Origin of the sequence: Paenibacillus praedii, assembly GCF_049725345.1 — a bacterium.
GTDB lineage: Bacteria > Bacillota > Bacilli > Paenibacillales > Paenibacillaceae > Pristimantibacillus.
This window is the reverse complement of the sequence record NZ_JBMWAM010000010.1, coordinates 114,718-136,387: the sequence shown is the minus strand read 5'-3', so window position 1 is coordinate 136,387 and position 21,670 is coordinate 114,718. Positions and strand designations below refer to the sequence as shown.

Below are 21,670 nucleotides of genomic sequence, written 5' to 3'. Positions count from 1 at the left end.
GAAGGGACAGGACGAATTTATTATGGGGCTACGATTTACGGTATTGGGAAGCGGATCGACGGGGAATGCGACGATCGTGCAGGGGAAAGAGAAAACGGTGCTTATCGACGCTGGAATGAGTGCGAAGAAACTGGACGAGCTTATGCGGGAGCGTGGCGTGACGGGCCACCAATTGGATGCGCTGCTAGTCACGCATGAGCATTCCGATCATATAAAAGGCTTGGGCGCTTTCGCAAGAAAGTACGAGCTGCCGATTTACGCTAATGTTGCTACATGGGGCGCTATGGAACGGCATGTCGGGAAGATCGCAGCGGAGAAGCGGATCTATATGGAAACGGGTGAAGAAGTATCGTTCGGATCGATGCGGGTGCAATCGTACCCGATTTCCCATGATGCGGCGGAGCCTGTGGGCTATTGCTTCGTAGAGAATGGCGAGAAGCTGAGCCTGGCGACCGATCTTGGTTATGTCAGCGAGAAGGTGAAGCGGCATATCATTGACTCGGATGTGCTCGTGCTGGAGTCCAACCACGACACAGAAATGCTGCGAATGGGTCGATATCCATGGAATACGAAGCGCCGCATCCTGAGCGATGTTGGTCATTTATCGAATGTAGCAGCGGGTGAAGCGCTGCTTGAGCTCATGACGGACCGAACGAAGCGTGTATACTTGGCTCACCTCAGCCTGGATCATAACTTAATGGACTTGGCGATGATGACGGTGAATACTATACTAGAAGACAACGGAATATTCTTTAAGAAGGCTGACAACCCGCTGCGGCCAACCTACTACGATAAGCCTACGCCATGGGATGAACTGAGGCAGAAATAAGCGATTCCAGCTGTGCGTCAAGCGCATCGGCCTTGGCGCTTAGCTCTTCTCTCGTAATAATGCCTTTGTCTATGAACAGCTCTAGCATAGCGCTTAAGGTAAGAACGGTCCGATAGTGATCTTCCTTTAGATCTGCAAGCTTGGCAGCGAGTTGAACGTGCTCCCAAGCAGATGGCGTATTGCCTTTCATATTAGCATCTCTCCTTTTTAGGACGGGGAAACGGGTGCTGAAAAATATTTATTGTATTATTCGTTTCTGGACGTCCGAATCTATTATTATTTTAGTCATTTCTTCCGAAAACATTCCTAGATTGAAAAAATAGTCTTGATGTCCCGGGGCATCGAGAGGAGCGATTAACATGGGCCTATTCGATGATGATTTCTATTCGACCAAAGTATCCAGGCGCGTTTCGCGCGAGAGCAAGCGGGGAGACTTTGTTTTTCCATATAAAAGCGGCGGGCGGAAGTGGTCTAATGTCCGTATCGCATTCGTATCATCATCCTTGAGCGCGGTTGCCGCAACGCTGCTGTTCGGTCTGTTTTTTGGCGGGGGTGATGGCATTGGCCGCGAGGCGGGAACATCTGTGCCGGCGTCTGGCATCATTCAGACGGTTGATCCGATGGAGCGCCCTGTGCAAGCCTCTGCGAAGGTAAGGCCTGCTGTTGTCAGTATCATTAATGAGCAGATGTTCTCGCTTGGCATCGGCAACGGCAAGCCGCTGGAGGAAGGCGATGAGAGCCAGGGTACGCTGCGGGAAGCGGGTGTTGGCTCCGGCGTTATTATCGATAAACGGGATGGCAAAGCGATTATCGTGACGAATTATCATGTGGTCGATAATGCGCAGGCAGTGAAGGCCGTATTGATGAATGGCGAGAGACGGGAAGCGCGTATTGTCGGCAAAGATCAAATTACGGATCTGGCTGTGCTGGAGATTGATGCGGAGGGAATTGACGTCGTTGCAGAGATCGGAGACTCCTCGCAGCTGCGGGCAGCGGAGTATGTAATTGCTATCGGCAACCCGCTAGGTCTAGGGGAGTCGGTATCCTCGGGCATCGTTAGCAAAACGCGGCAAATCGTGCCGGTATCCTTGAACCAGGATGGGGTGTATGACTGGGAGCAGGAGGTTATTCAGATTGATGCCTCCATTAACCAGGGCAACAGCGGAGGACCATTGATTGATTTGAATGGCCGTGTAGTAGGCATTAACAGCATGAAAATTGCTGATCTCGGCGTAGAAGGCATTGGCTTCGCGATCCCGATCAATCTGGCGATGCCTATCGTAGAGAGCCTGCTGGAGCACGGCTACGTGCCTCGTCCTTACCTCGGCGTCTATACGATGGACTTGGAGCAATATTGGCAGCAGCAGGTGATGATCGATGAATTCGGTCATGAGAGTGAAGATGCTCCGGCTGATGAAAAGGAATCGAATAGCGGCAAAGGGAAAGAGGATGCTGCAGATGAAGAGGTCGGGGGCGCTGAGCTGAAGCTGCCGGATGAGGTTTTTGACGGCGTTATTGTGCTTGAAGCTGTAGGCCCGGCTATGGAAGCCGGTCTTGCCTTCAACGATGTAATCGTGAAGCTGGACGATCAGTCGATTGGCAGCACGATGGAGCTGCGCAAATATTTGTACGGGGCGAAGAAGATCGGTGACGAGATTGAGATAAGCTTTTACCGGGATGGCGAGCTGAAAGTGACGAAGCTGAAGCTTAGTGAGAACGGGAAAGAGGAAGAGTAGTTAGCAGGAGCGGCATTGTGTCGCGGGCTGCTGGATTTATCGCAATTTGCCGCAGTGTGCGAATGGGAAACCGTTTGCGTGCTGCGGTATTTTTTATGTGCGTGAGAGGAGCGAGGCAGGGCAGGCGATGATGGGTAGAGGGTTGTTTTTTGCAGGGGCGGTGTTAGGGGTGCGGTTTCTTTGGTCCACTATCCCCTCTGCTCAGGAAGTGACCGGGGGATGGATGAGACTCAAACGGTGCGGCTGGCTGCGATTATCGTGTGGGTGAAAATAGAGGATGGAACCGGATAGGGAAGCGGGTGTTGTTTGCTGGCTTCACAGGGGCGGGTATTTTCTGATATGCTGGGTGTAGACAAGTAGGACGACCATCAACTAGGGATAGGAAGCGTGTAGACCATGTATTGTGTATGTAAAGCGTGTATTGAGCGGGCATTGGACCGATTTGTGGATGAGTATGAGGATGCGCCGGACGTGGTGGATTTGAAGGAGACGGAATTTGCGGATTGGGACCCGCCGCGCAAGTGCGATTTGTGCGAGGATGCCGCCGCGTTCCTGGTGGTGTAGCGTATGCATATACAGATAGCTGCCGTAGGGAAGCTGAAGGAAAAGTATTTGGTGCTTGGCATCGCAGAGTATGCCAAGCGGCTCGGGCCTTACGTGAAGCTCACGCTCACGGAAGTGCCCGATGAGAAGGCTCCGGAGACGATGAGTTCGGCGGAGGAGGCCATTGTGCGCGAGCGAGAGGGCGAGAGGCTTCTAGCGCAGCTGAAGCCTGAGGCGCACGTAGTCGCGCTCACGCTGGAAGGCGAGCTCTGGTCCAGCGAGGATCTCGCGGGCCAGCTCGATAAGTTAGCCACGTATGGGCGCAGCCACGTGGCTTTTGTTATTGGCGGGAGCAATGGTCTGGCTCCCGCTGTGCTCAAGCGCGCCCAGCAGAAGCTGAGCTTTGGGCGCATGACCTTGCCGCACCAGCTTATGCGGCTGGTGCTGGTGGAGCAGATTTATCGGGCGGTGAAGATAAATCGGGGGGAACCGTATCATAAGTAAGGCGAAAAATGATTGTTGTAGTACTTGAGTTGCTATACAATTGGAGTATATAAGAATTGCGGACTGTATTGAAGAGCAAAAACAAATGGATAAGGTGAACTGAATTTCGTTTAGAGAGAAGGTGTAAATGCATGAGTATAGATAATTCCATTCTCTTAAATCGTGTGTTTACACGAAACACGCTACGTGAGATTGTAGAAAGTAACTACAGTGATGTATACGCTAACGCAATCCGAAGATATATTACTGACCCCTTAGGTAAGGACAACAGGCAACTGATAAGTGAAATATATACCGTACTTAAAAAAGAATACCGCAACGAGTACTATTACAAAAATACGATTCTAAATAAATTGCTTCTTGGTGTGCACAAGCCCACAACAACGACAGCTTTAACAGAGGTTTCCGTTGGAAAATCTAAAGCTGATTTTGTGTTGATTAATGGACATGCTGTTGTTTACGAAATAAAGACAGAGCTAGATAATCTTGATCGCCTTGAGTCACAAATTACGAATTATTATAAAGCGTTTTCTCGAGTGTCTATTCTTGCTTCTGAGAACCATATTGATTCAATACAAAAGCGACTAGGTGGTTCTTTTGTAGGTATATATGCTTTAACCAAGAAAGGTACAATTAAAGAGACAAAACAGCCTCAAGAATGTGTCGACCATTTAAATAAAGATACAATGTTTAAAGTACTTCGAAAAAATGAGTACGAAAGTATCATCATAAAACACTTAGGAGTCCTTCCAGAAACATCCCAATTCGAATATTATAAGGCTTGTAGACAATTATTTCTCCAAATTGATACCATCATGGTTTATACGGATTTTATAGCTACATTAAAGAAACGTGGCCAAATTGATGTAGAATTGTATAGTCAAATTCCGTATGAATTAAAGTTTTTAGTTTATTTTTCTGCTTTTAAAACAGATGATTATAGAAGGCTTCACACATTTCTGCAACAAAAGGAGGCTAGTTCATGTATTTCCCTTATCTGAGAGGTCGACAGTTTGAACTCATAGCTATAAGAGAACTTCTCGAAAAATCGCTGATAAGTAGAAATGTAGTGCCAGTTGTTGAGCCAGTTAAATTATCTTCTGCGTTGATAAAAACCATGGCATTCTTTCAAGAGAAGGATCGTACTTTGGGTCTGGTTCGAAATCCTCAGGTTGGAAGCATGATCAAGGACATAGCCGATGAGAAATATGAAAAAGATAAGGACCGTTTTTATGAAATACTTAAAAAATCTAATATTCTATCGTTTCTTTATACTGATGCCAATTTATTAGCACGTCTTTCTTCCCTTGAGCGTCAAGGAGTAAACAAAGAGGACATTGCCACCATAAGCATCAATCAAGATTCGATTTCTTATTTTGAATCTGCTTATGCATCCAGCTCTCCAAAATTTAATTTTATACGAGATGAAAGCGGATTTCGCAGACGAATGCCAGAACAGAGGGTAATGTTCGAAGATCGTTATCCTAAAAAGAGCCGCAACGTAGACTATTTAGAACTAGAGGATGAACATTTTTCTTCGGATCACCTGTACTACGAGCAAGAAGGGTATCTGGCCTTTTCAGATTATTCAGTTGTTGGAAATGGATATTCAGAGTCTGGATTTGCTCCGTATGCGATTGCAATTCATATCGTATATATTGCGGTTGATCAGACCCTAAGAGTTCGACATTTTGTATCTGATACAAATGATGACATCACAGATCCTGCAGGTAAATTTGCCGAGGCTTTGGAAAAGTTGGTCATATGGAACCAAACTCAGAAACTTGATACATTTGGAGTTCGATCTTTTGAAGATATGTACAGAAATCGGTCATACCCTGGATTAGGAATAGTAAAGAAGCTATCTATAATGCATCACTTAGAGCTTATGAGTCGGTATGTGGATGGGGTAAAGTAAATGAAATTTTGTAGCCACTGCATTATTGACGGGGAGTTAAAGCCTATTGTTGAAGGTTTGGGGCAATTAGAGAGCTCCTGTCCTATTTGCGGAAAAAGAAGAGCATTCATTTATGATACAGATATACATTCAGAACTTACAGAATACTTTGAGCAATTATTGGAAATATATACGCCTGAGTCAATGCTTCCTTCCGATTTTCCAGATGATGAGAAGAGATTGTTAGTTACTGAACTCACAGATCGTTGGCATATCTTCAATGATAAGTTAACATCGACAGATGTGTATCGAATAATTCGTGCACTATGTGCTGAAAAATATTCAAGTATGTCTAGTTTGTTTGATGCACGGGTTGGTATAGCAGAGCTAAATGATAAAGAGTACCTTCAAGACCACTCTTTACTGCGTTCAAACTCATGGGATGACTTTGTAGGGGTTGTTAAAAATCATAATAGATTTCACTCAAATCAAATTGAGTTAACAGTCCTCAATCGTTATTGCTCTTTCATTCGAAAAGTATACAAAAAGGGATCAATATTTTTCAGAGGACGTATTTCCTCGGAGGACGGTTTTCCCTTAGATCAAATGGGGGCTCCTCAATCAGATAAGGTGACCGCAGGAAGAGCGAACTCAGCTGGTATACGCTGCTTATATTTAGCGAATGATCTGGATACTACGATTCATGAGGTGCGGGCTGGTATCTTTGATTATGTCTCGATAGGGAAGTTTGAATTAATCCAGGACATAGTTGTCGTTGATTTAAAGGCAATTGACCATATCAGTCCGTTTATTGATGGCTGCGACTTTGTGGAGCATGCAATCAATAAAGAGCACCTGAAGCGAATAAATATGGAGATTGGACGTGCTTTGAGAAGAAGTGATAGTGTTTTAGATTACGTACCGACACAATACATAGCCGACTTTATTAAAAGTATCTTGCGTGAAGGTGAACCGGAGTACGCCGGAATTGAGTACAATAGCACAATTAATCTGACAGGACAAAATTTAGCAATTTTTTACCCAGAGCTTTTTGAGTGCACTGATGTTGAAGTATATCATATTAAAGAACTGGAATTTGAAAAAGAAAGAATATAGAAAACAGAAACTAAAAGTTATTTACATACTTTATCCAATTTAGTGCTTCACCAAGCCATAATAAAGAGAACGCTCAGCACGGCGTTCTCTTTGCTACTCGATGTTAATCGCCCATTGATTTCAGCGCGCGACGTTCATCTTCAACCCAGTTTTCCCCTCATCCAGTTTCTCCACAGGTCGTACAGACATAGTCCCCAGTCTTTCCATGACGACTGGTTTCACTGACTACATGTGGGTGACTGCAAGAGTTGTTGCCCCATTTTTTTCGTAGTTCAGCAGCTTCGGTGATATCTATAATATCGCTCCTTTATCCAACTTCTTACCACAATCATACTATAGTTACTTAAATATCGTATGGATTATTTTGTCCCATAAGTGTAGAGCTTCAGGGAAGCAGAAATAGTTACTTTAGGGACCATCAAAGGCTGTTGCGCGACACACTTTGAGAGATTTTCGCCAATAGACCCGTTAAGCTGAAAAATGCCACAAATGATTTTGCCCTATCTGTGGTATGGTGAACCTTATCATAAATAGGGTGAATATATCTTAAATGTAATATATTGTTAATTATATGCCGATTCTTGAATTCGAAGATGGAGGATGTTATTTTGAATAATAGCAACTTTATCGATATAAAAGACATACCCAAAAGTGACTTGCATGTTCACTTTAATGGAGCGGTACCTACCGATATTATTAAAAGACTTATTAGTGAGCTCGATATTACTGTACCGTCAGGATTAGATTTAGAAGCAGATCTTCAGATACTAGATTCTGTAAACGGTTTAAATGAGTATTTTAAACCATGGAGGATATTCAAGCTGTTACCTGTTGGATATAACTCATTACAGACTATGATGATTGGAACTTTTAAAAAATTGTCTGAAGATAATGTAAGATATATCGAGATAAGAAATTCCCCATTTTATATCGGTAGAATAAATAACATATCTCTAGAGGAAGCACTATTGTGGTTAATAGAGAGTATAAATGTAGCTTCTCAAATGTTTAATATTGATGCGCGATTAATTCTTTCATTAACTAGGCATGAATATAAAAATGAAGATGCACACCTTCTAATTTCAGCAATAAAAAGAGTTAATTCAAATGGAGTAATTGTTGGTGTTGATTTATCTGGAGACGAAGATTACATCTTAAACAAGCGTGAATTATCTAACTTTTTCCTCAATGTAAAATTCGATCTGGGACTTGGAGTTACAATTCACGCAGGTGAAACAGGGAATGAAGAAAATGTAGAATGGGCGATTAATGAGTGTAAGGCAGATAGAATAGGACATGGATTAGCTTCTGCAAAGTCAAATAAAATACTTGAACTTATTAAAGAAAAAAATGTATGTCTTGAGGTATGTTTAACTAGTAACATAATGTCAGGTTGCTGTTCATCAATCACTAGTCATCCCATATCAATGTTTATTGAACATGACATTCCATTTGTTCTCTGTACTGATAATCCCAGAGTGCACAACATTACACTAACTGATGAGTATTCTGTATTTTTGAAGCACTTTGGTGACAGAGCACATCTCAACAAAATAATAGCAAATTCAACATCATATTCTTTCAGAAAAATTAATTAGGAGGTATTTATGGATATTAGATTTATTTCTGGAAATGAATTTAAAATCGAGGAAGCAAGGCTTATATTAAGTGATTCAGGCATAAATGTTATTCCATATAATATAAAAATAGAGGAATTACAAACAAACGAATCTAATAAATTAATTAGAGATAAGGTTTTAAAGGCTTTTAACATCATTGGAAGACCGTTATTTGTTGAACATACAGGACTATACATAAAATATTTAAATGGGTTTCCCGGAGGACTAACTCAGATATTTTGGGATACACTACAAGCAGATAAATTCTCCGAATTATTCAAAGAAATAGACAATAAGTCCGTCACAGCGAAAACAACCATTGGTTATTGCGATGGGAATAAAATACACTATTTTTACGGCGAGATTGATGGCGAAATTTCTTCAGAACCTCGAGGAAATAGAGAATTTCAATGGGATTGCATCTTTATTCCAAATGGATTTGATAAAACCTTTGCTGAATTGAGTGATAGGAAGAATGAGATATCAATGAGGAGGATGGCCTTAAGTAGTTTTGCATCGTATTTAATGAAAGGAGGCAAATAAGTAGTGCAAGAACTCGTTGAATCAATTCGTAATAGAAATGTTATTTTATTCGCAGGTGCAGGTCTTTCAGCTCAATTAGGACTCCCCACATGGAAAAGCTTGATTAATCATATTGCAAATGAAATTAACTATGATCCAGAAATTTTTAATATGTTTGGTGACTCCCTTGCTCTCGCAGAGTATTATACTTCATCGAAAGGTTCTATCGGTGAGTTAAGAAGCTGGATGGATATCAATTGGCATACAAATGTAAAGATAGAGGATTCACCTGCACATAAATTTATTGTTGATTTAGATTTTCCATTAATATATACAACAAACTATGATAGATGGATCGAAAGAGCTTATCAATATTATAAAAGAGATATAATTAAGATAAAAAATGTCGGTGATCTTAGGAACATCGAAGAAGGAAAACCCCAATTAATAAAGTTTCATGGTGATTTTGATGATGACAACTCTATGGTTCTTACTGAGTCTAGTTATTTTGAGAGATTGGATTTTGAAGGGCCATTGGATATTAAATTAAGGTCAGATACTCTTGGAAAATCTATATTATTTATTGGATACAGTCTATCCGATATTAACATTAGATATCTATTGTATAAATTACAGAAAATATGGGAAAAGTCCTCTTATGCAAATAAAAGACCAACATCGTATTTGTTTCTTTTAAAGCCAAATCCAATTCAAGAGTTAGTGCTAGAAAAACGGGGAGTAAAGGTAATTGTTGCAGATTCTGATGATCCCAACACTGCACTACCAATGTTTTTAGAGAGGCTACTGCAAGAGGTTAATAAATGAGTGTTTTTATATGACGACCTCTCGATTGAGTATAAGTAGAAAATCGAAAAATGCAAAGTTACACTCAATAAAAGTGCTGCTTTGCATTTTTCGCTTAATAAGTGATACGGTGAACCGTATCACAAGTGACGCTAATTTTTTTGGGGATAAAGAATTGAAATGATATCCCCAGTCGTAAGCTCCCATCGCTAGATGGGGGCTGATTGAACTTCAAGCACGGAGACAACATCAGCAAGGGATACGTTCCCACGGGTACGATCGTTCAAATCCGGCTCGATAAATACACCTCTAAAAGAGGTCAGCCAGTAAAAACTGACTAACCTCATAATACGACGAGTTACGATTGCCCAAATATCAGGGGAGCATACCGAAGCGAGCTGCACCTGTTCCTGTTGAACTGAAATACTTGGCCTATCTGTTTGCCACTTAGACGCTAAGTTATCAATGGTATGAAGATAAGTCGGAGTTAGGGGCTCCCGTTGCAACAATAAATCAAGCGATTATTGTAACTATACCAATGATGATCAATTCAACCGGACCCATATTGGAAGAATTGCGGGATGAGACTAGCAACTTAATCGCTGATCCGTGGTTGGTTCATTGAAGAAAACTAGCTGTGTACCCTTTCAATCGTTTGTGACTTGCACTCGAGTCCCAGGCTGTTCTTTGAAAAACAAATTCATCATTAACGGAGTAACAATTGTGGTAAAGGTTAGGCTGTTAACCATAAGCTCATTGTCTAAATAGAGTGAACACCAAAGGCAAAATCAATGTCAAGCAGGCGAGTGCGGCGATACCGACCGCACCCCTGTAATTTTTTTGGCGCCAGAGCTGGGGAATCAGGCATCCGATGTAGAAGCTCGCCCATATTGAAACTACCGCAAGTAAACTGAACTTAAAAAGTTGGATGACCATTATTTCATTTTGTCTCCTTCGACGGCTGGACCTACTTGATCTCCATGTCGGCGCATTTTAAAGCGAATATTCAATTCGTACTTCGTTTCTTTGATGTGCTCCCTCCAGTTATAGGCGTACCACGCTTTCAGGGTAGGAAAAGAAGCCCTGAGCTGATTGCCGATGTGGAAACAGTCGACATTCCATTGGTAAAGCGTTTTGTCCAGTAACTCCGATGCTCTTTTTATTAATTCATTTTCTACGGCACTCTCCAGCTTTTTCTGCTGATCCGGCTTCGTATAATTCACGTTTGACATGGAGCTTATCAGATCGCCTTCCATTTGGAGCAAAAAGGCAACCCGCACTTGATCATCGTCAGTCCGCTTTACTTTTAAGCTGGGTTTTTTTTGAGAATTTACCTTGAAACTGATATTGCGCTCCGGATCTGACGGATCATGAAATTCCAATATAGTTGGTTCGAATTCTCCGCGAAGCATATTAAGCGTTTTTGTTTCCGTTCCCGAAAGAAACCCGATCAGCTTCTGACCTCGATACACGGCGCTGCCGTAAATATCGATAGGTATTTCTCCGGACCTGCGCAGGCTGCCCGCATATTGGTCACCGACCATCGGCGGGCGTGAATTCGAATCAGACGATGACTCCTCGTCCTGGAGATTCGTAGCTCCCTTCTCAATATCTGGACGAATGGCGGAAAGAATCGTCGTTGCCCCGGTTCCCGGTTGTTCCATATCCACGATAAAGTTGTGAAACCGGGATTTTTTCGGAGTGACAGCCCCGATATTGTGGGGATCCATCTCCAGCTCGAACCATAAGTTGATATCTTTCTCCATCGTGGGTTTTATATGTTTGATATAGGAATCTGCCCGCCCTTTCGACGTAATGATGTTTAAGGTACGGCGGAATTCATTATTGCGCACAACCTCGCCAAGGATCGGCATCGATCCTTGGCGGGCGAGCCCTTCGCCGAGAATGAACGCTTTCGAATGCTTGAGAGTTAATCTGCGGGCTACATATGATTGGCTTGCGAGCAGGGCAGAAGCAAGATTGGCGCCTTCTACGGAATATACGTCGAGAATCTTTTGAGAGCTTTCCCCGCCTCCGCCTCCGCCGCTTGCGCCGCTGCTCGTTTTCGGCATGGCGAGGGCAAAAGTATAGATGTAATCGTTGTTAGGTCCGGGATCAACTCCTACGGCCATTATGAATGCTATATTTTCCGGGTCCTGCCTATCCCAGCAGCCACTCAGAAGCAACATACATAAAGAGGAAATCTTTAATAGTGCGGCGATACGCCGAAAACTTCTCATCACAAATTGCGCCTCCTGCCTTTTCTTACACTGCCGGCGAGCCACGTTATCATGGGAAAGCCTATGGAGAATAGAGAGCCGTAAGTCCGCAAAAGTTTATCATCCCAAGCGATTACCTTTATCTCGCTTTCGGGGAGCAGGGCGAAGCCATAAACAAGGAGCGCCAATGGAAAAACAAGAGGCTGAAATTTGGGCAGTCGCAGTATTTTGGACATCGTGGCCGCTGTACAATACAATCCGATGGCCAGTTTCATGGCCGCGCTGATGAGCCAAACGATGAGAAACAGGCTTTCCAGACGTTGGATCCATCTCCCGAAAAAAATGAGTCGGCTCACTTCGTACATTGGAACGTTTAGTCGGATAGCCGTCGGATATGGAAACACGAAAAGATAGATAATCGTTGTGCTGAAGAGCGTGAGCGCAGAAACCGCCATGCACCACCATATGGCACGCCCCCATTCTTGCGATTTTCGCATTCTGGGGAGGAGAAAACCAAATACAAGCATTTCCGAAAACAACGAGCTTTTCACAATTCCCAATTTTAATATTTGTTCTTTACCTTTTCCCCAGAAAGGGAACAACGCATTCGGTTCCGCGTGCGTCATCAAACCGCAAATGAGCACTAGAAAGATGCTTCCTACGATTAAACCAACGGTTAACCAACAGAAGCGTCCCACCGCTTCGATACCGCTGTGAGCCGCTACGGAAACGGTTAGCAACAGAGAGATTAGAATGACGTTAATTGGGGTGTTTGGCAAGATGACAGTACGTAGAATCTCCGCAAATTCTCGAAGTACGAGAAATGTGATCATGAAGAAAAAACAGAAATAAGCGAGATTCATCAAAGTGCCAAAGAAGGGACCCCATATCTCTTCGGTTGCCTCGATCAGCGAGTTTCCTTCTTTGGCGTTCAGAAGGACGCCGCGGATGGCCCACCAAGTCAGTGGACACATAATCGCGGCGATAAGAACAATGATCCAGGAAGCGGTCCCGCCACCTTCGGATAGTGTCCGTTGAAAAGGCAAAAATATTTTCGTTATGATAAATATGATCCCGATAGATGCCGCTTCACGTACGCCGATATGATGCTTTCTCACGGGGTAGTTCCCCCTTGCTCCGGCGGAAGGGAATGACTTCCGCCTTGTCCGTCCGTCTTTTCGTCCGGAATCTTGGTTGATTGGCGAGGACGCGCCGATATCGCTCGCATTGTTTGCTGCTGCATCGAACCCCGAAGAATGGTGTCATTGCTCGGGCGTCTGGGGCTTATCGGGGCAAGCGCCGGTACCCCGAACCGGTTTTTAGACATCCAATTTAACCATAGCATGATGGACATCAGGATGACTCCGATCAATCCAAGGAATGAAGCACACCCCAAAAAAACAAAGCGGAGGATTCGCGTTGAAAATTGCATGCTATAGTTGGGAATCGTATAAGAAGCGAGCGCCGTCACGGAAGTAATGATGACTACGATCGGGCTGACGATATTCGCCTGAACGGCTGCTTGTCCGAGTATTAATGCGCCTACGATGCCGATGGTCGGACCGATAACGCTAGGTATGCGTACTCCGGCTTCCCGGATCAGCTCGAACATCGATTCGAGCAAGAAGGCCTCCGCCGCAACGGGCAGCGGAACAGTTTCACGTGTGTTGGCAATCGCCAAAATAAGTGCTGTCGGAATCATTTCCTGGTGGTAATTGGCAAGGGCGATATAGACAGCCGGCAAATAAAGCGAGAAGACAAATCCGATCAAGCGGATGATCCTAAGGAACGAGCCGAATTGCCAGCGCAGATAGGCGTCCTCGGAGGTTTGCAGGAACAGAGGAAAGTTGGTCGGAGCGATCAGCGCATACGGTGAATTGTCTACAAGAATGCCGACATATCCATCTGCGACCAGCGCCGCAAGGCGATCCGGCCTTTCCGTGGCAAGCAAACCGGGATAAATGGAATTCGGGCTGTCTTCGATCATCTGCTCGACCATCCCGCTGTCGCCGATATAGTCGACTTGAATGGATGAGATGCGTCTGCGCACTTCTTCAACTATCTCGACATTAGTGATCGATTTTAAATAAACGATCGAAATCCGGGTTCGCGAAATTTTGCCCACGTTTCCGGATTCGATGATCAAATCGGGGGTTTTGAGCCGACGTCGGATCATAGACAAATTGGTCGGCAAATCTTCTGTGAAACCTACTTGCTGACCGCGAATTACGCTTTCGGTTTTTGGGGATTCAAGAGACCTTTTTTCTCCTCCTGAAACATCTGCAATAACCGCTGTGTCTAAGCCGTCCACGATAATGGCAGCCGAACCTGCTAATATGTTTTGCACGATATCTCCAAGGACTGTGGTGGAGGTGATATGGCAATTCGTTAAAATAAGAAATTTCATAGTATGGACATCTACAGGCAACTCTTGCGAATGGTTCGTGGAAATCAGCGGCTTGATTACCGTTTCGTTAAGGTGCTGCCAATCGATTTGGTTTTCCAGATAGACGACCATGCCTTGTGTAGAATCGCGGCCAACGGCAAAGGGGCGAAAGACGAGGTCGCTATTTTGGGGATAGGAGAATTGCTGCTTTAACCAGTCGACATTCTCGTTAATCCGGACAGCCATGCGGGTGGAACCGCAGTCGCCAAGCAATGGAGCGACTTGAGGCATATTTGTATGCTTCGACTCCGTTTTTTGCTCGGACGTTCCAGAATGAACGTCTGTTTCCCAATGGCCAAGAGAAAAGGAGATGGTATCCTGCGAAAGATCAGCCATTACATACTTTTTTAACTTATTCCAACCTTTCATCTGCTTATCCCCCTGCGAAAGCGAGCTGGAGATGCCCACCGAATCATTTAATCGTTATTATCCGCGCAGAGTTCAAAATATATTCCAAATTTTCGCATGATGATGCTGTTGTTGCAGAGGCTTCCTGACCTGGCGAAAAAACAAAGCAAAGAACAAACGTAATCGAAGGGCATGAGTCTCTAGGTGGTTCTTGATGCTCTTCTGCTATTCTTCTTAAAAATTTCCTGACCCGGACTTTACCTTACTTAAAGAGGAATCGTATACTTGATTCAAATTTAGAAGCTTTACGGATATCATTTTAAAAACGTTGAATTCCTGGAACTTTATACAGAAGGTACCCGCAGGTGCCTTTTTTCGCCGTTAGAGTGATACGGTGAACCGTATCACAAATAGGGCGAAATTTTTGTAAATGGCTTAATGGGGGCGGGGACAAGTAAAAGAGGAATAAGAAATGTTTTGAGACATAAATGCTTGTCAAAACTCCAGTGGAACAGGGTGAATTGGTATGTCCGAGAATCAAAACGATATTAGTCTGTATGAAGAGGGTCTATTAAAACATGTTTGTCCTAGGTGTAGCTTTATCTTTAAGCACTCAACTTATCCTGTAGGATGTACAAACTGTGGGCTTGATGGGAATGTGTTTGTTACATTTGGCTTTTTCCGAATATTGAGGCGGTGGACATACTATATTCTGTCTTTGAACTTAGGAAACATGCAAAGAGTAAGCAGAATGAAATTGCTAAGAAAATTGTGTTCAAGCTGAGGGAAACCTTTAATAGAGATTATGATTTCAGTAAGGCTGATGCACTGTTAAGTGATTTTATTGATATAATGAACGATTCCAAAAATTTGGAGGAAGATTCACAAAGAAGAAAAAGTGCCATAAAAGCCAGACTAAACTTGGAGAATGAGGAACAATTGGAGCAAGGATACAGTATTGTCGGAAGTGGAGATAACATAAATAGACTTAATAAATCCATTGTAATTCTGTGTGCCTCACTTATAGAGATTGTTTTTAAAGAGTACATGTTCAAACTAGTTGAACAGAGAACGACAAAATTTACTGCTCAGAAACTGGCGGAAATGTTAAAACATCATACTGCTGAGGGATACCTAAGTCAGATAGACGTTTTCTTTCCTCGATAAAATGATCTTTCGTATATACATACAGTTCCCGCTGCTCTTGTTTCAATTCCTACGCACCTCCTCGTTATCTTATTGAAGTATAACTGTTATTCCTAATTCCTACCTTTACAGATACTATATCTTTCATAATTACTTTATAGGAAATTGTATCTAGATTTCTTACTGTTTTGATAGTACATACTGTTTGATATTTTTTAACTCTTCAACCGTAAACTCTCCCGGCTTTGTATCACTCCTATATTCCCTATTTCATCATCTCGTATTAACAATGGACTTATCTGAAAAAGCCTCTAGGCATTTTCACCTAAAGGCTTCCCTAATCGTCTTACGCAGAGTACGTATCGTTTTGGATATTTCCGTGAGATTGTTCTTGTTCAGCCCTAATTTCCTTGTCCTCGGCATTATCGCGGGTTACTTTCTGAACCCCAATCGAGCTGTATGCGATAAGGAGAATACAGGCGATATAGAGTACCCTTTTACGTGCAATTCGAAAGTTGCATTATAGATACTGATAAAGAACATACCGAATCCGATAATCAACTCGGCATACGCCATAGCCGTAAAAGCCACTGTATTTCGCATCCGGTGTTTCTGGTTATACTGTTGAATCTCTCGATCTTCTACGTTATCCCGAGAAACCTTCTGAACGACGATACAACCCATAATTACCAGCACCATGCACAGAAGGTAAAGCCCTTTTACGCTCAGTACCCAATCGGCGTTATAGATGCCTACACAATAGAGGAACATTCCCGCCGCTAGTGCTATATAAGAAGTTACAGTAAAAGCCATTGAATTACGCATACGATATCTCGATGCCTCCCTCGGTTCATGTCCCCTGTTTTGCGATATGTTCCAATTTCCCGATAATGCGATCCAGTTCGGAATATTTATTTTCAATTTCCTTCGTCATGTTTGCCTGTACTTCGATGCTTGACAAAATTTCCTGGGTTGTCGCCGTATGTTGCTCCGTGATGGTCGAAATCGATAACGATTCTTCGGAAATTTTTCCCGAGCTTTGGGTTAGTTCGGCCAACTTCTCCTCAATACCAGCTGACTCTTTGACGACATTTTCGGTATTCACCACGATGTTGTTAAACCCTTCTTTCAGAGCAAACAGCGACCTTTCGCCTTTTATAACGGTTTGCTCTCCGGCGGTTGCCTTATGGGTCGCATCTTCCGTTTTCATTTGAATTCCGCCTAAAATATCCGCAATCGATTCCACAGACTTCCGGGAGTTCTCCGCCAGTTTGCGTACTTCACCCGCGACGATCGAGAATCCTCTGCCGTGTTCTCCCGCACGAGCCGCTTCAATAGCTGCGTTCAAAGCGAGCAGATTAGTTTGTTTTGCCATTTCATCGACTTCTTTGAGAATGCCTTCTATTTGGATACTTCGTTGGCTCAATTCGTTCGTCGTTTTGACGATGGAGTGGGTAATCCCGCTCATTTCCTTGATTTCCGACTCCAAATCCTCTAGTTTATGGATTCCTTCTGTAACCACTTTAAAATTGGAAGCGGACAACTGACTCAACTGGTCGGCTGAGGATTTGACTTCATTGATAAAATCGGCTGTATGATGTATCGACTCGTTGATTTCGACTATGCTAGAAGCTTGCGTCTCCACGCCGGCGGCAACGTCAGCAAAAGCTTTGGTCATTTCCTGAGAGATTCGTGATGTGTTGGAAATGTTGTTAACCAATTCTTGGCTGAACGTTTTTAGCGTTTGAACGGTGTCTTGAATGGAGCGAATGTTGTCCTCGTTCTTTTCTTTTATGGCGACTACTTCGTTGTATAACGTCATACCTTGTTTGCGTACTTTCATATTGAACTGTACCTGAGCCATCAGAATACCTGTCACCAGTAGCAGGAAAAAGTCCAGAAGGATCAGATCAGGCGCAACAACGTCCGGGACGGAGAAATCGTACGATTTGAGCAGATAATAGTTGGATATGAGAGATGAACCCGCAAATACGATAAGCAAAGCGACCCAATCTTCGTACAAAGAAATGAGCACGATATAAAAGAAAACCAAAATCAGCAAAGCCAAGCTTAAGGTGTCGCCGCTGAAGGAGTTGTTCGTGGAAATCAGAAAGGAACCTACGATGATATATTTGGTCGCTTGAATCCATATCCGTTTCCAAATCAAATATATAATTGCTGTGTTAATTAACGTGCCTGCCCAGAAAATTTGCACTATTTCTTCCACGGTGTAGCTTTGGCTTATACAAAAAAAGACTCCCAGGATGTTGGTAAACCATAACATAATGACTAAGAGTTTATTTCTTTGATTAATGAGTTGTATCATATCCATCGTTGGCTTCAATCCTTTTCATATTATATTATTATAACGGTAAACCCTAGAAGTACTCGAATTGGAATACGATCTTAGTTACCTTCGAAGTACTCACTTCATAGCTAACTCCTTGAACGCATAGGACGATTATTCTCTTTTACGCTGTTAATATCATACTTACCCACTGTTAGCGCTTCCCTTCGATTATATTAACGTTACGTCCACATGCGATACTTCTCTAAAGCTTCTTTATACTCTTTATAGGAATTTGTTAAGTAAACTACAGTTTCTTGTCCATTAAAGCATCCACTATGTAATGTTTTATTCGGAAATAAGGCTCCGTTCGAAATTAGAATGTCAATAGACTGTCCGGCGATAAACCCTTCTAAGCAGATAGGACAAATTCTTTCTTCCACTACTGCTCTACTACATAACGTTCGTCAACTATTCCGATTGATTTCCTCCAACAAGGAGTACCGTCTATCTCATATCTTTCAGTCTCGTTACTCATTCCATCCTCCACCCGGAGGTTTCCTGCCTAGTGTCGTATCTACAGGCTGATCGACTAGAAAAGCCTCAGTATTAAACGCTCGATACAGAAACCAAAGGGTGAAAATTAAAAACCATAACTTTAAGGGGAAAATTGTAACAAGGGCAAATAATATGCCGAAAGCGAGGTCGAACCAATTAATTTTGGATTGTAGACCAAGCTCTTTAATGTTATGTAAGCACAGCTCAGACCTCTTCTTTTTAGTCGGAAAAGCGCCGAGAATCAAGTTCTGGGATTCAATCTCCATTAGCTGCTCGGTAATCGTAATTTCATGCTTTTTCTTTAGATAGGTAAGATAACTAAAACCGCCTGACCATTCGAATGAAAACTTTTGGCTTATTGATACATTCTCCATTACTCTACACCTCATTCGAGTATTCATTGTTGTTTGCTGTGAACTGAAATCATTATACTAGTTTGTGAATTGGGGTCTCTGACCCTATTAGAATTGCAACCGAAGACAGTCCCTTAGTAATAGAATTGTGTCGAACCCTGATGCAATATTGAATCTCAAGAACCAAATGTTCGACAATCCCATTATAGGTAGTTATATCTATTAAAACAATATTTTTTATATAAGCTCAAAGATAAGCTGAGAGAATGGGCAACCATTGCAACTGTCTACTACAGCTCGGGCGTTTGATCGGTTAAGACTATCGAGGAGTTAAACGATGTGACGGGGATGATGGTTAGCAGGTTTTGAGAGGCTGCGACTCCTCAGGTAAACGCTGCTCTTACCCAGTCAACCTGGGCTGTCAGAACAGGGGGTAGAAGCCATCATTCTCTTCTCTTTTCTCAAGGGACTTCGACTGTTGCCCGCTTTCGGCGTCATTGTGGCCGTTTCAGGGGGGACTGATGCTCCGGTATCAGGTATGGGTCATCGAGTTGAATATGAAACGGCTCGCTGAGCTCGCATACCCATCGGAGAGCATCGGGTAAAGTTCCGCCGTGAAAGACGGGAGGACCTTCTGCCCAGAGATCCACTAGGACGAATGCTGCCTCTTGATTTTCAGCGTCTATCTGTACGAAAAGGTCGGTCCCGTCTACGTATTCATTTGTACCATCCTCATCGGTGGTTCGGAGCACCATGCGTATGGTATGGGTTGGGATCTCTTCGTTTGAAGAGGGGATCTCGATGTGTTCTGCGGCAAAAGGAATGACTGCTGCAGCCATAACCCAGATGTTTTGCTGGTAGGGTCCAGCGAGGCCTTTGACTTCGAACTCGTTCTTCAGTTTGTTTGTGTCCTGGGCTTCGCATGGCATGCAAGAAGGGTAGGAAATTATGCCCAAACATAGTAGGATAGGACAAGAGAACAGAGAACAACTAGAGCGAGGTTTGCTATGAAGGAAATCATTTTGTTTTTCTTGCAGTGATAGTACTTGGAGTTGTCGCGGGTTTATTGCAGCCAAAGAAGAAGAGAAAGAGCAGAAAGAAACGCTCTGCCAATTCAAGCAAGAAGCGATTGGGAACAACGCGGCAGAAAACTAATCGGAGCGCGAAAACATACAGAGTAGACGAGGTCATCCTGTCCAGACCGTTGGATGACCTGAACGGGGTGGAGTTTGAGCGGCTGCTGGCCTTGTAACTCCGAGAACAGGGCTACGTCGTTCATGAGGTCGGAGTTGGCGGAAATGACGGTGGAGTGGATCTAGTCATTGTGGACAAGCGCGGGGAGAGAACGGCGGTGCAGGCAAAATGCTACGCTGACCACAACATGGTTCCTGTCCGGACGGTTCGGGAGCTTGTGGCTGCCAAGCGGAATCACAGTTGCATGCTGACGTTGCTGGTCACTACGTCAGACTTGATGGGACCTGCGAAGAAGGAAGCGGAGCAGTTTCGAGTGGAGTATTGGCATGGTGGGGGAGAAGTTGAAGATATGGAGGAGATAGATTACATGAGCTCAGATAACACCTCACCTAAGATGAAAAAGAAAAATCCGCGAGAAATATTAGGTGTAATTGCCCTCGCGTTAGTAATAGCTCTATCACTGATTGCGATAACTGTTTTGCTTTCACATACAGATCTCTCAACTAACTGGTACACTAACTTAGGAGCAGTATCTACTGCTGTGGGGGTCATTGTAAGTTCCATCCTTTTAATAGTTACTATTTTGTATTTGTTAGCTACAAGGGATATGGTTACTGAAGCAAGGAGACAGCGGGAAATGCAAGAGGAACCTGCTGTGAGTGTTAGAATTGTCCCTGATAAAGATAATTTCAACATTCTTGTAGTTGCACTCAAAAATACTGGTGGGGCTCCGGCATACGATGTTTCAGTTGAATTTACGCAGATCTTCCATACGATGATGGTGGAATTAACGATCTGGATATATTTAAACAGATGCCCTACTTAGATAAAAACGAGGCTGTTGAGTTTTTCTTTGCTTCAACATATGAATACTTTAAGAGTGACAATCCTAAAAGGGCTACGGCAAACATTACATACTATAAGACCCCTGTTGTAGAACATAACAGGAGTAATGAGCCTATTCGAAGGACAGTAGCCCTTAACATTGAAGAGAGAAAGGGTCACCTCTATATATCACGAAATGGAGTTCACGATTTAGTTAAAGAGGTTGAGGAGTTAAAACAAGGGGTGTTAATTCTATTAGCACATAGAAAGGAAAATACTAAACGAGATCCAGAAGATGGTGATGTTGATGATTGATAAAATCTTTGGTAGTCCAAAGTTACCGCAATGTATTAAAGACTGCCTACTTATCTCAGAGGCCGGAACAATATATATCGGAACTGTTTATTTATTTTCTGCATCGAGAAAACTTTCTGTTTGGGAAGTAGGAGAGGTTTGGAAGCGAGACTCTCTTACCGTCAATCATAGTTTTATAGGATACTTTAGTTGCCCATTTAATCAAAGACTAATGGGAATTAATGATGAGGGGACGTATACTATTCAGAGTAATCCAAATGATAATAAGACAATTTTACGATTAAAAGATGTATCTTTTAGTCGAACAAATCAACAGTATGGGGTTAGCAGTTTTTTTCAGCCAAGTTCTCATGTTTAAATATCGAGTGTATTGCTCATGGGGGAGATTCTTGAATAGCTTCAATATAAC

Annotated in this window: 20 protein-coding genes and 3 pseudogenes; 15 read left to right on the top strand and 8 right to left on the bottom strand. The window is 43.2% G+C overall.

Translation table 11 applies throughout. The features are described 5' to 3' along the window. Nucleotides 1-22 precede the first annotated feature (22 nt). Entirely contained in the window at nucleotides 23-829 is an 807-nt protein-coding gene (locus tag ACO9K6_RS11790) for an MBL fold metallo-hydrolase (RefSeq protein ID WP_424767760.1), read from the top strand. On the opposite strand, the gene ACO9K6_RS11785 is transcribed toward ACO9K6_RS11790, so the two are convergent. Continuing rightward, nucleotides 798-1,019: a hypothetical protein gene (locus ACO9K6_RS11785; protein WP_424767759.1), complete on the bottom strand. Its 222-nt coding sequence runs from the start codon at nucleotides 1,017-1,019 to the stop codon at nucleotides 798-800. The two genes, ACO9K6_RS11790 and ACO9K6_RS11785, sit on opposite strands and share 32 nt — an antisense overlap. 169 nt (nucleotides 1,020-1,188) lie before the next feature. Between ACO9K6_RS11785 and ACO9K6_RS11780 the strand changes: the two genes are divergently transcribed. The 9 genes from ACO9K6_RS11780 to ACO9K6_RS11740 all read left to right on the top strand — a co-directional run bounded on the left by ACO9K6_RS11780 (nucleotide 1,189) and on the right by ACO9K6_RS11740 (nucleotide 9,591). Further along, nucleotides 1,189-2,565, top strand: a complete 1,377-nt coding sequence (locus ACO9K6_RS11780; RefSeq protein ID WP_424767758.1) for a S1C family serine protease — start codon at nucleotides 1,189-1,191, stop codon at nucleotides 2,563-2,565. A gap of 396 nt (nucleotides 2,566-2,961) precedes the next feature. Continuing rightward, nucleotides 2,962-3,129: a CxxH/CxxC protein gene (locus tag ACO9K6_RS11775; RefSeq protein WP_424767757.1), complete on the top strand. Its 168-nt coding sequence runs from the start codon at nucleotides 2,962-2,964 to the stop codon at nucleotides 3,127-3,129. A 3-nt stretch (nucleotides 3,130-3,132) separates the two neighbouring features. Beyond that, nucleotides 3,133-3,612 carry a 23S rRNA (pseudouridine(1915)-N(3))-methyltransferase RlmH gene (gene rlmH, locus ACO9K6_RS11770; protein ID WP_424767756.1) on the top strand — a complete coding sequence of 160 codons (480 nt, stop codon included), beginning with the start codon at nucleotides 3,133-3,135 and terminating at the stop codon, nucleotides 3,610-3,612. 131 nt (nucleotides 3,613-3,743) lie between these two features. Next, a complete protein-coding gene (locus ACO9K6_RS11765) occupies nucleotides 3,744-4,613 on the top strand; it encodes a sce7726 family protein (protein WP_424767755.1) in 870 nt (289 codons plus the stop codon). Next, nucleotides 4,595-5,530: a sce7725 family protein gene (locus tag ACO9K6_RS11760; protein ID WP_424767754.1), complete on the top strand. Its 936-nt coding sequence runs from the start codon at nucleotides 4,595-4,597 to the stop codon at nucleotides 5,528-5,530. The genes ACO9K6_RS11765 and ACO9K6_RS11760 overlap by 19 nt, the downstream gene beginning before the upstream one ends. After that, nucleotides 5,531-6,625, top strand: a complete 1,095-nt coding sequence (locus ACO9K6_RS11755) for an RES family NAD+ phosphorylase (RefSeq protein WP_424767753.1) — start codon at nucleotides 5,531-5,533, stop codon at nucleotides 6,623-6,625. Nucleotides 6,626-7,233: 608 nt separating this feature from the next. Then, nucleotides 7,234-8,223, top strand: a complete 990-nt coding sequence (locus ACO9K6_RS11750) for an amidohydrolase family protein (RefSeq protein WP_424767752.1) — start codon at nucleotides 7,234-7,236, stop codon at nucleotides 8,221-8,223. A 9-nt stretch (nucleotides 8,224-8,232) separates the two neighbouring features. Next, nucleotides 8,233-8,787 (top strand): non-canonical purine NTP pyrophosphatase, encoded by a 555-nt coding sequence (locus tag ACO9K6_RS11745; protein ID WP_424767751.1) that lies wholly within the window; start codon nucleotides 8,233-8,235, stop codon nucleotides 8,785-8,787. A gap of 3 nt (nucleotides 8,788-8,790) precedes the next feature. Next, a complete protein-coding gene (locus ACO9K6_RS11740) occupies nucleotides 8,791-9,591 on the top strand; it encodes an SIR2 family NAD-dependent protein deacylase (RefSeq protein ID WP_424767750.1) in 801 nt (266 codons plus the stop codon). 914 nt (nucleotides 9,592-10,505) lie between these two features. Here ACO9K6_RS11740 and ACO9K6_RS11735 read toward each other — a convergent pair. Genes ACO9K6_RS11735 through ACO9K6_RS11725 form a run of 3 tightly spaced genes read right to left on the bottom strand, consistent with a single transcriptional unit; the run spans nucleotide 10,506 to nucleotide 14,604 of the window. Further along, complete coding sequence (locus ACO9K6_RS11735) at nucleotides 10,506-11,810, bottom strand: Ger(x)C family spore germination protein (RefSeq protein WP_424767794.1); 1,305 nt, start codon at nucleotides 11,808-11,810, stop codon at nucleotides 10,506-10,508. Next, entirely contained in the window at nucleotides 11,810-12,907 is a 1,098-nt protein-coding gene (locus ACO9K6_RS11730; RefSeq protein ID WP_424767749.1) for a GerAB/ArcD/ProY family transporter, read from the bottom strand. Before ACO9K6_RS11730 ends, ACO9K6_RS11735 begins: the two co-directional genes overlap by 1 nt. Beyond that, a complete protein-coding gene (locus ACO9K6_RS11725; protein ID WP_424767748.1) occupies nucleotides 12,904-14,604 on the bottom strand; it encodes a spore germination protein in 1,701 nt (566 codons plus the stop codon). The genes ACO9K6_RS11730 and ACO9K6_RS11725 overlap by 4 nt, the downstream gene beginning before the upstream one ends. Nucleotides 14,605-15,279: 675 nt before the next feature. On the opposite strand from ACO9K6_RS11725, the gene ACO9K6_RS11720 reads away from it, so the two are divergent. Then, nucleotides 15,280-15,750 carry a hypothetical protein gene (locus ACO9K6_RS11720; RefSeq protein ID WP_424767747.1) on the top strand — a complete coding sequence of 157 codons (471 nt, stop codon included), beginning with the start codon at nucleotides 15,280-15,282 and terminating at the stop codon, nucleotides 15,748-15,750. Nucleotides 15,751-16,075: 325 nt separating this feature from the next. On the opposite strand, the pseudogene ACO9K6_RS11715 reads toward ACO9K6_RS11720, so the two are convergent. The 4 genes and pseudogenes from ACO9K6_RS11715 to ACO9K6_RS11700 all read right to left on the bottom strand — a co-directional run bounded on the left by ACO9K6_RS11715 (nucleotide 16,076) and on the right by ACO9K6_RS11700 (nucleotide 18,948). After that, nucleotides 16,076-16,332: pseudogene (locus ACO9K6_RS11715) on the bottom strand (YiaA/YiaB family inner membrane protein). Between the two features lie 105 nt (nucleotides 16,333-16,437). Further along, a pseudogene (locus tag ACO9K6_RS11710) lies at nucleotides 16,438-16,500 on the bottom strand (YiaA/YiaB family inner membrane protein); the annotation flags it as partial. A gap of 79 nt (nucleotides 16,501-16,579) precedes the next feature. Continuing rightward, entirely contained in the window at nucleotides 16,580-17,944 is a 1,365-nt protein-coding gene (locus ACO9K6_RS11705; protein ID WP_424767746.1) for a methyl-accepting chemotaxis protein, read from the bottom strand. A 602-nt stretch (nucleotides 17,945-18,546) separates the two neighbouring features. Then, entirely contained in the window at nucleotides 18,547-18,948 is a 402-nt protein-coding gene (locus ACO9K6_RS11700) for a hypothetical protein (RefSeq protein WP_424767745.1), read from the bottom strand. Nucleotides 18,949-19,993: 1,045 nt separating this feature from the next. Here ACO9K6_RS11700 and ACO9K6_RS11695 point away from each other — a divergent pair. The 4 genes and pseudogenes from ACO9K6_RS11695 (at nucleotide 19,994) to ACO9K6_RS11680 (ending at nucleotide 21,619) form a co-directional block, all read left to right on the top strand. Beyond that, complete coding sequence (locus tag ACO9K6_RS11695; protein ID WP_424767744.1) at nucleotides 19,994-20,179, top strand: hypothetical protein; 186 nt, start codon at nucleotides 19,994-19,996, stop codon at nucleotides 20,177-20,179. Between the two features lie 12 nt (nucleotides 20,180-20,191). Then, a pseudogene (locus ACO9K6_RS11690) lies at nucleotides 20,192-20,947 on the top strand (restriction endonuclease); the annotation flags it as partial. After that, on the top strand, nucleotides 20,935-21,261 hold the full coding sequence (locus ACO9K6_RS11685; RefSeq protein ID WP_424767743.1) for a hypothetical protein: 327 nt from the start codon (nucleotides 20,935-20,937) through the stop codon (nucleotides 21,259-21,261). The pseudogene ACO9K6_RS11690 and the gene ACO9K6_RS11685, both read left to right, overlap by 13 nt. Further along, entirely contained in the window at nucleotides 21,254-21,619 is a 366-nt protein-coding gene (locus tag ACO9K6_RS11680; protein ID WP_424767742.1) for a hypothetical protein, read from the top strand. Before ACO9K6_RS11685 ends, ACO9K6_RS11680 begins: the two co-directional genes overlap by 8 nt. Nucleotides 21,620-21,670: the final 51 nt, after the last annotated feature.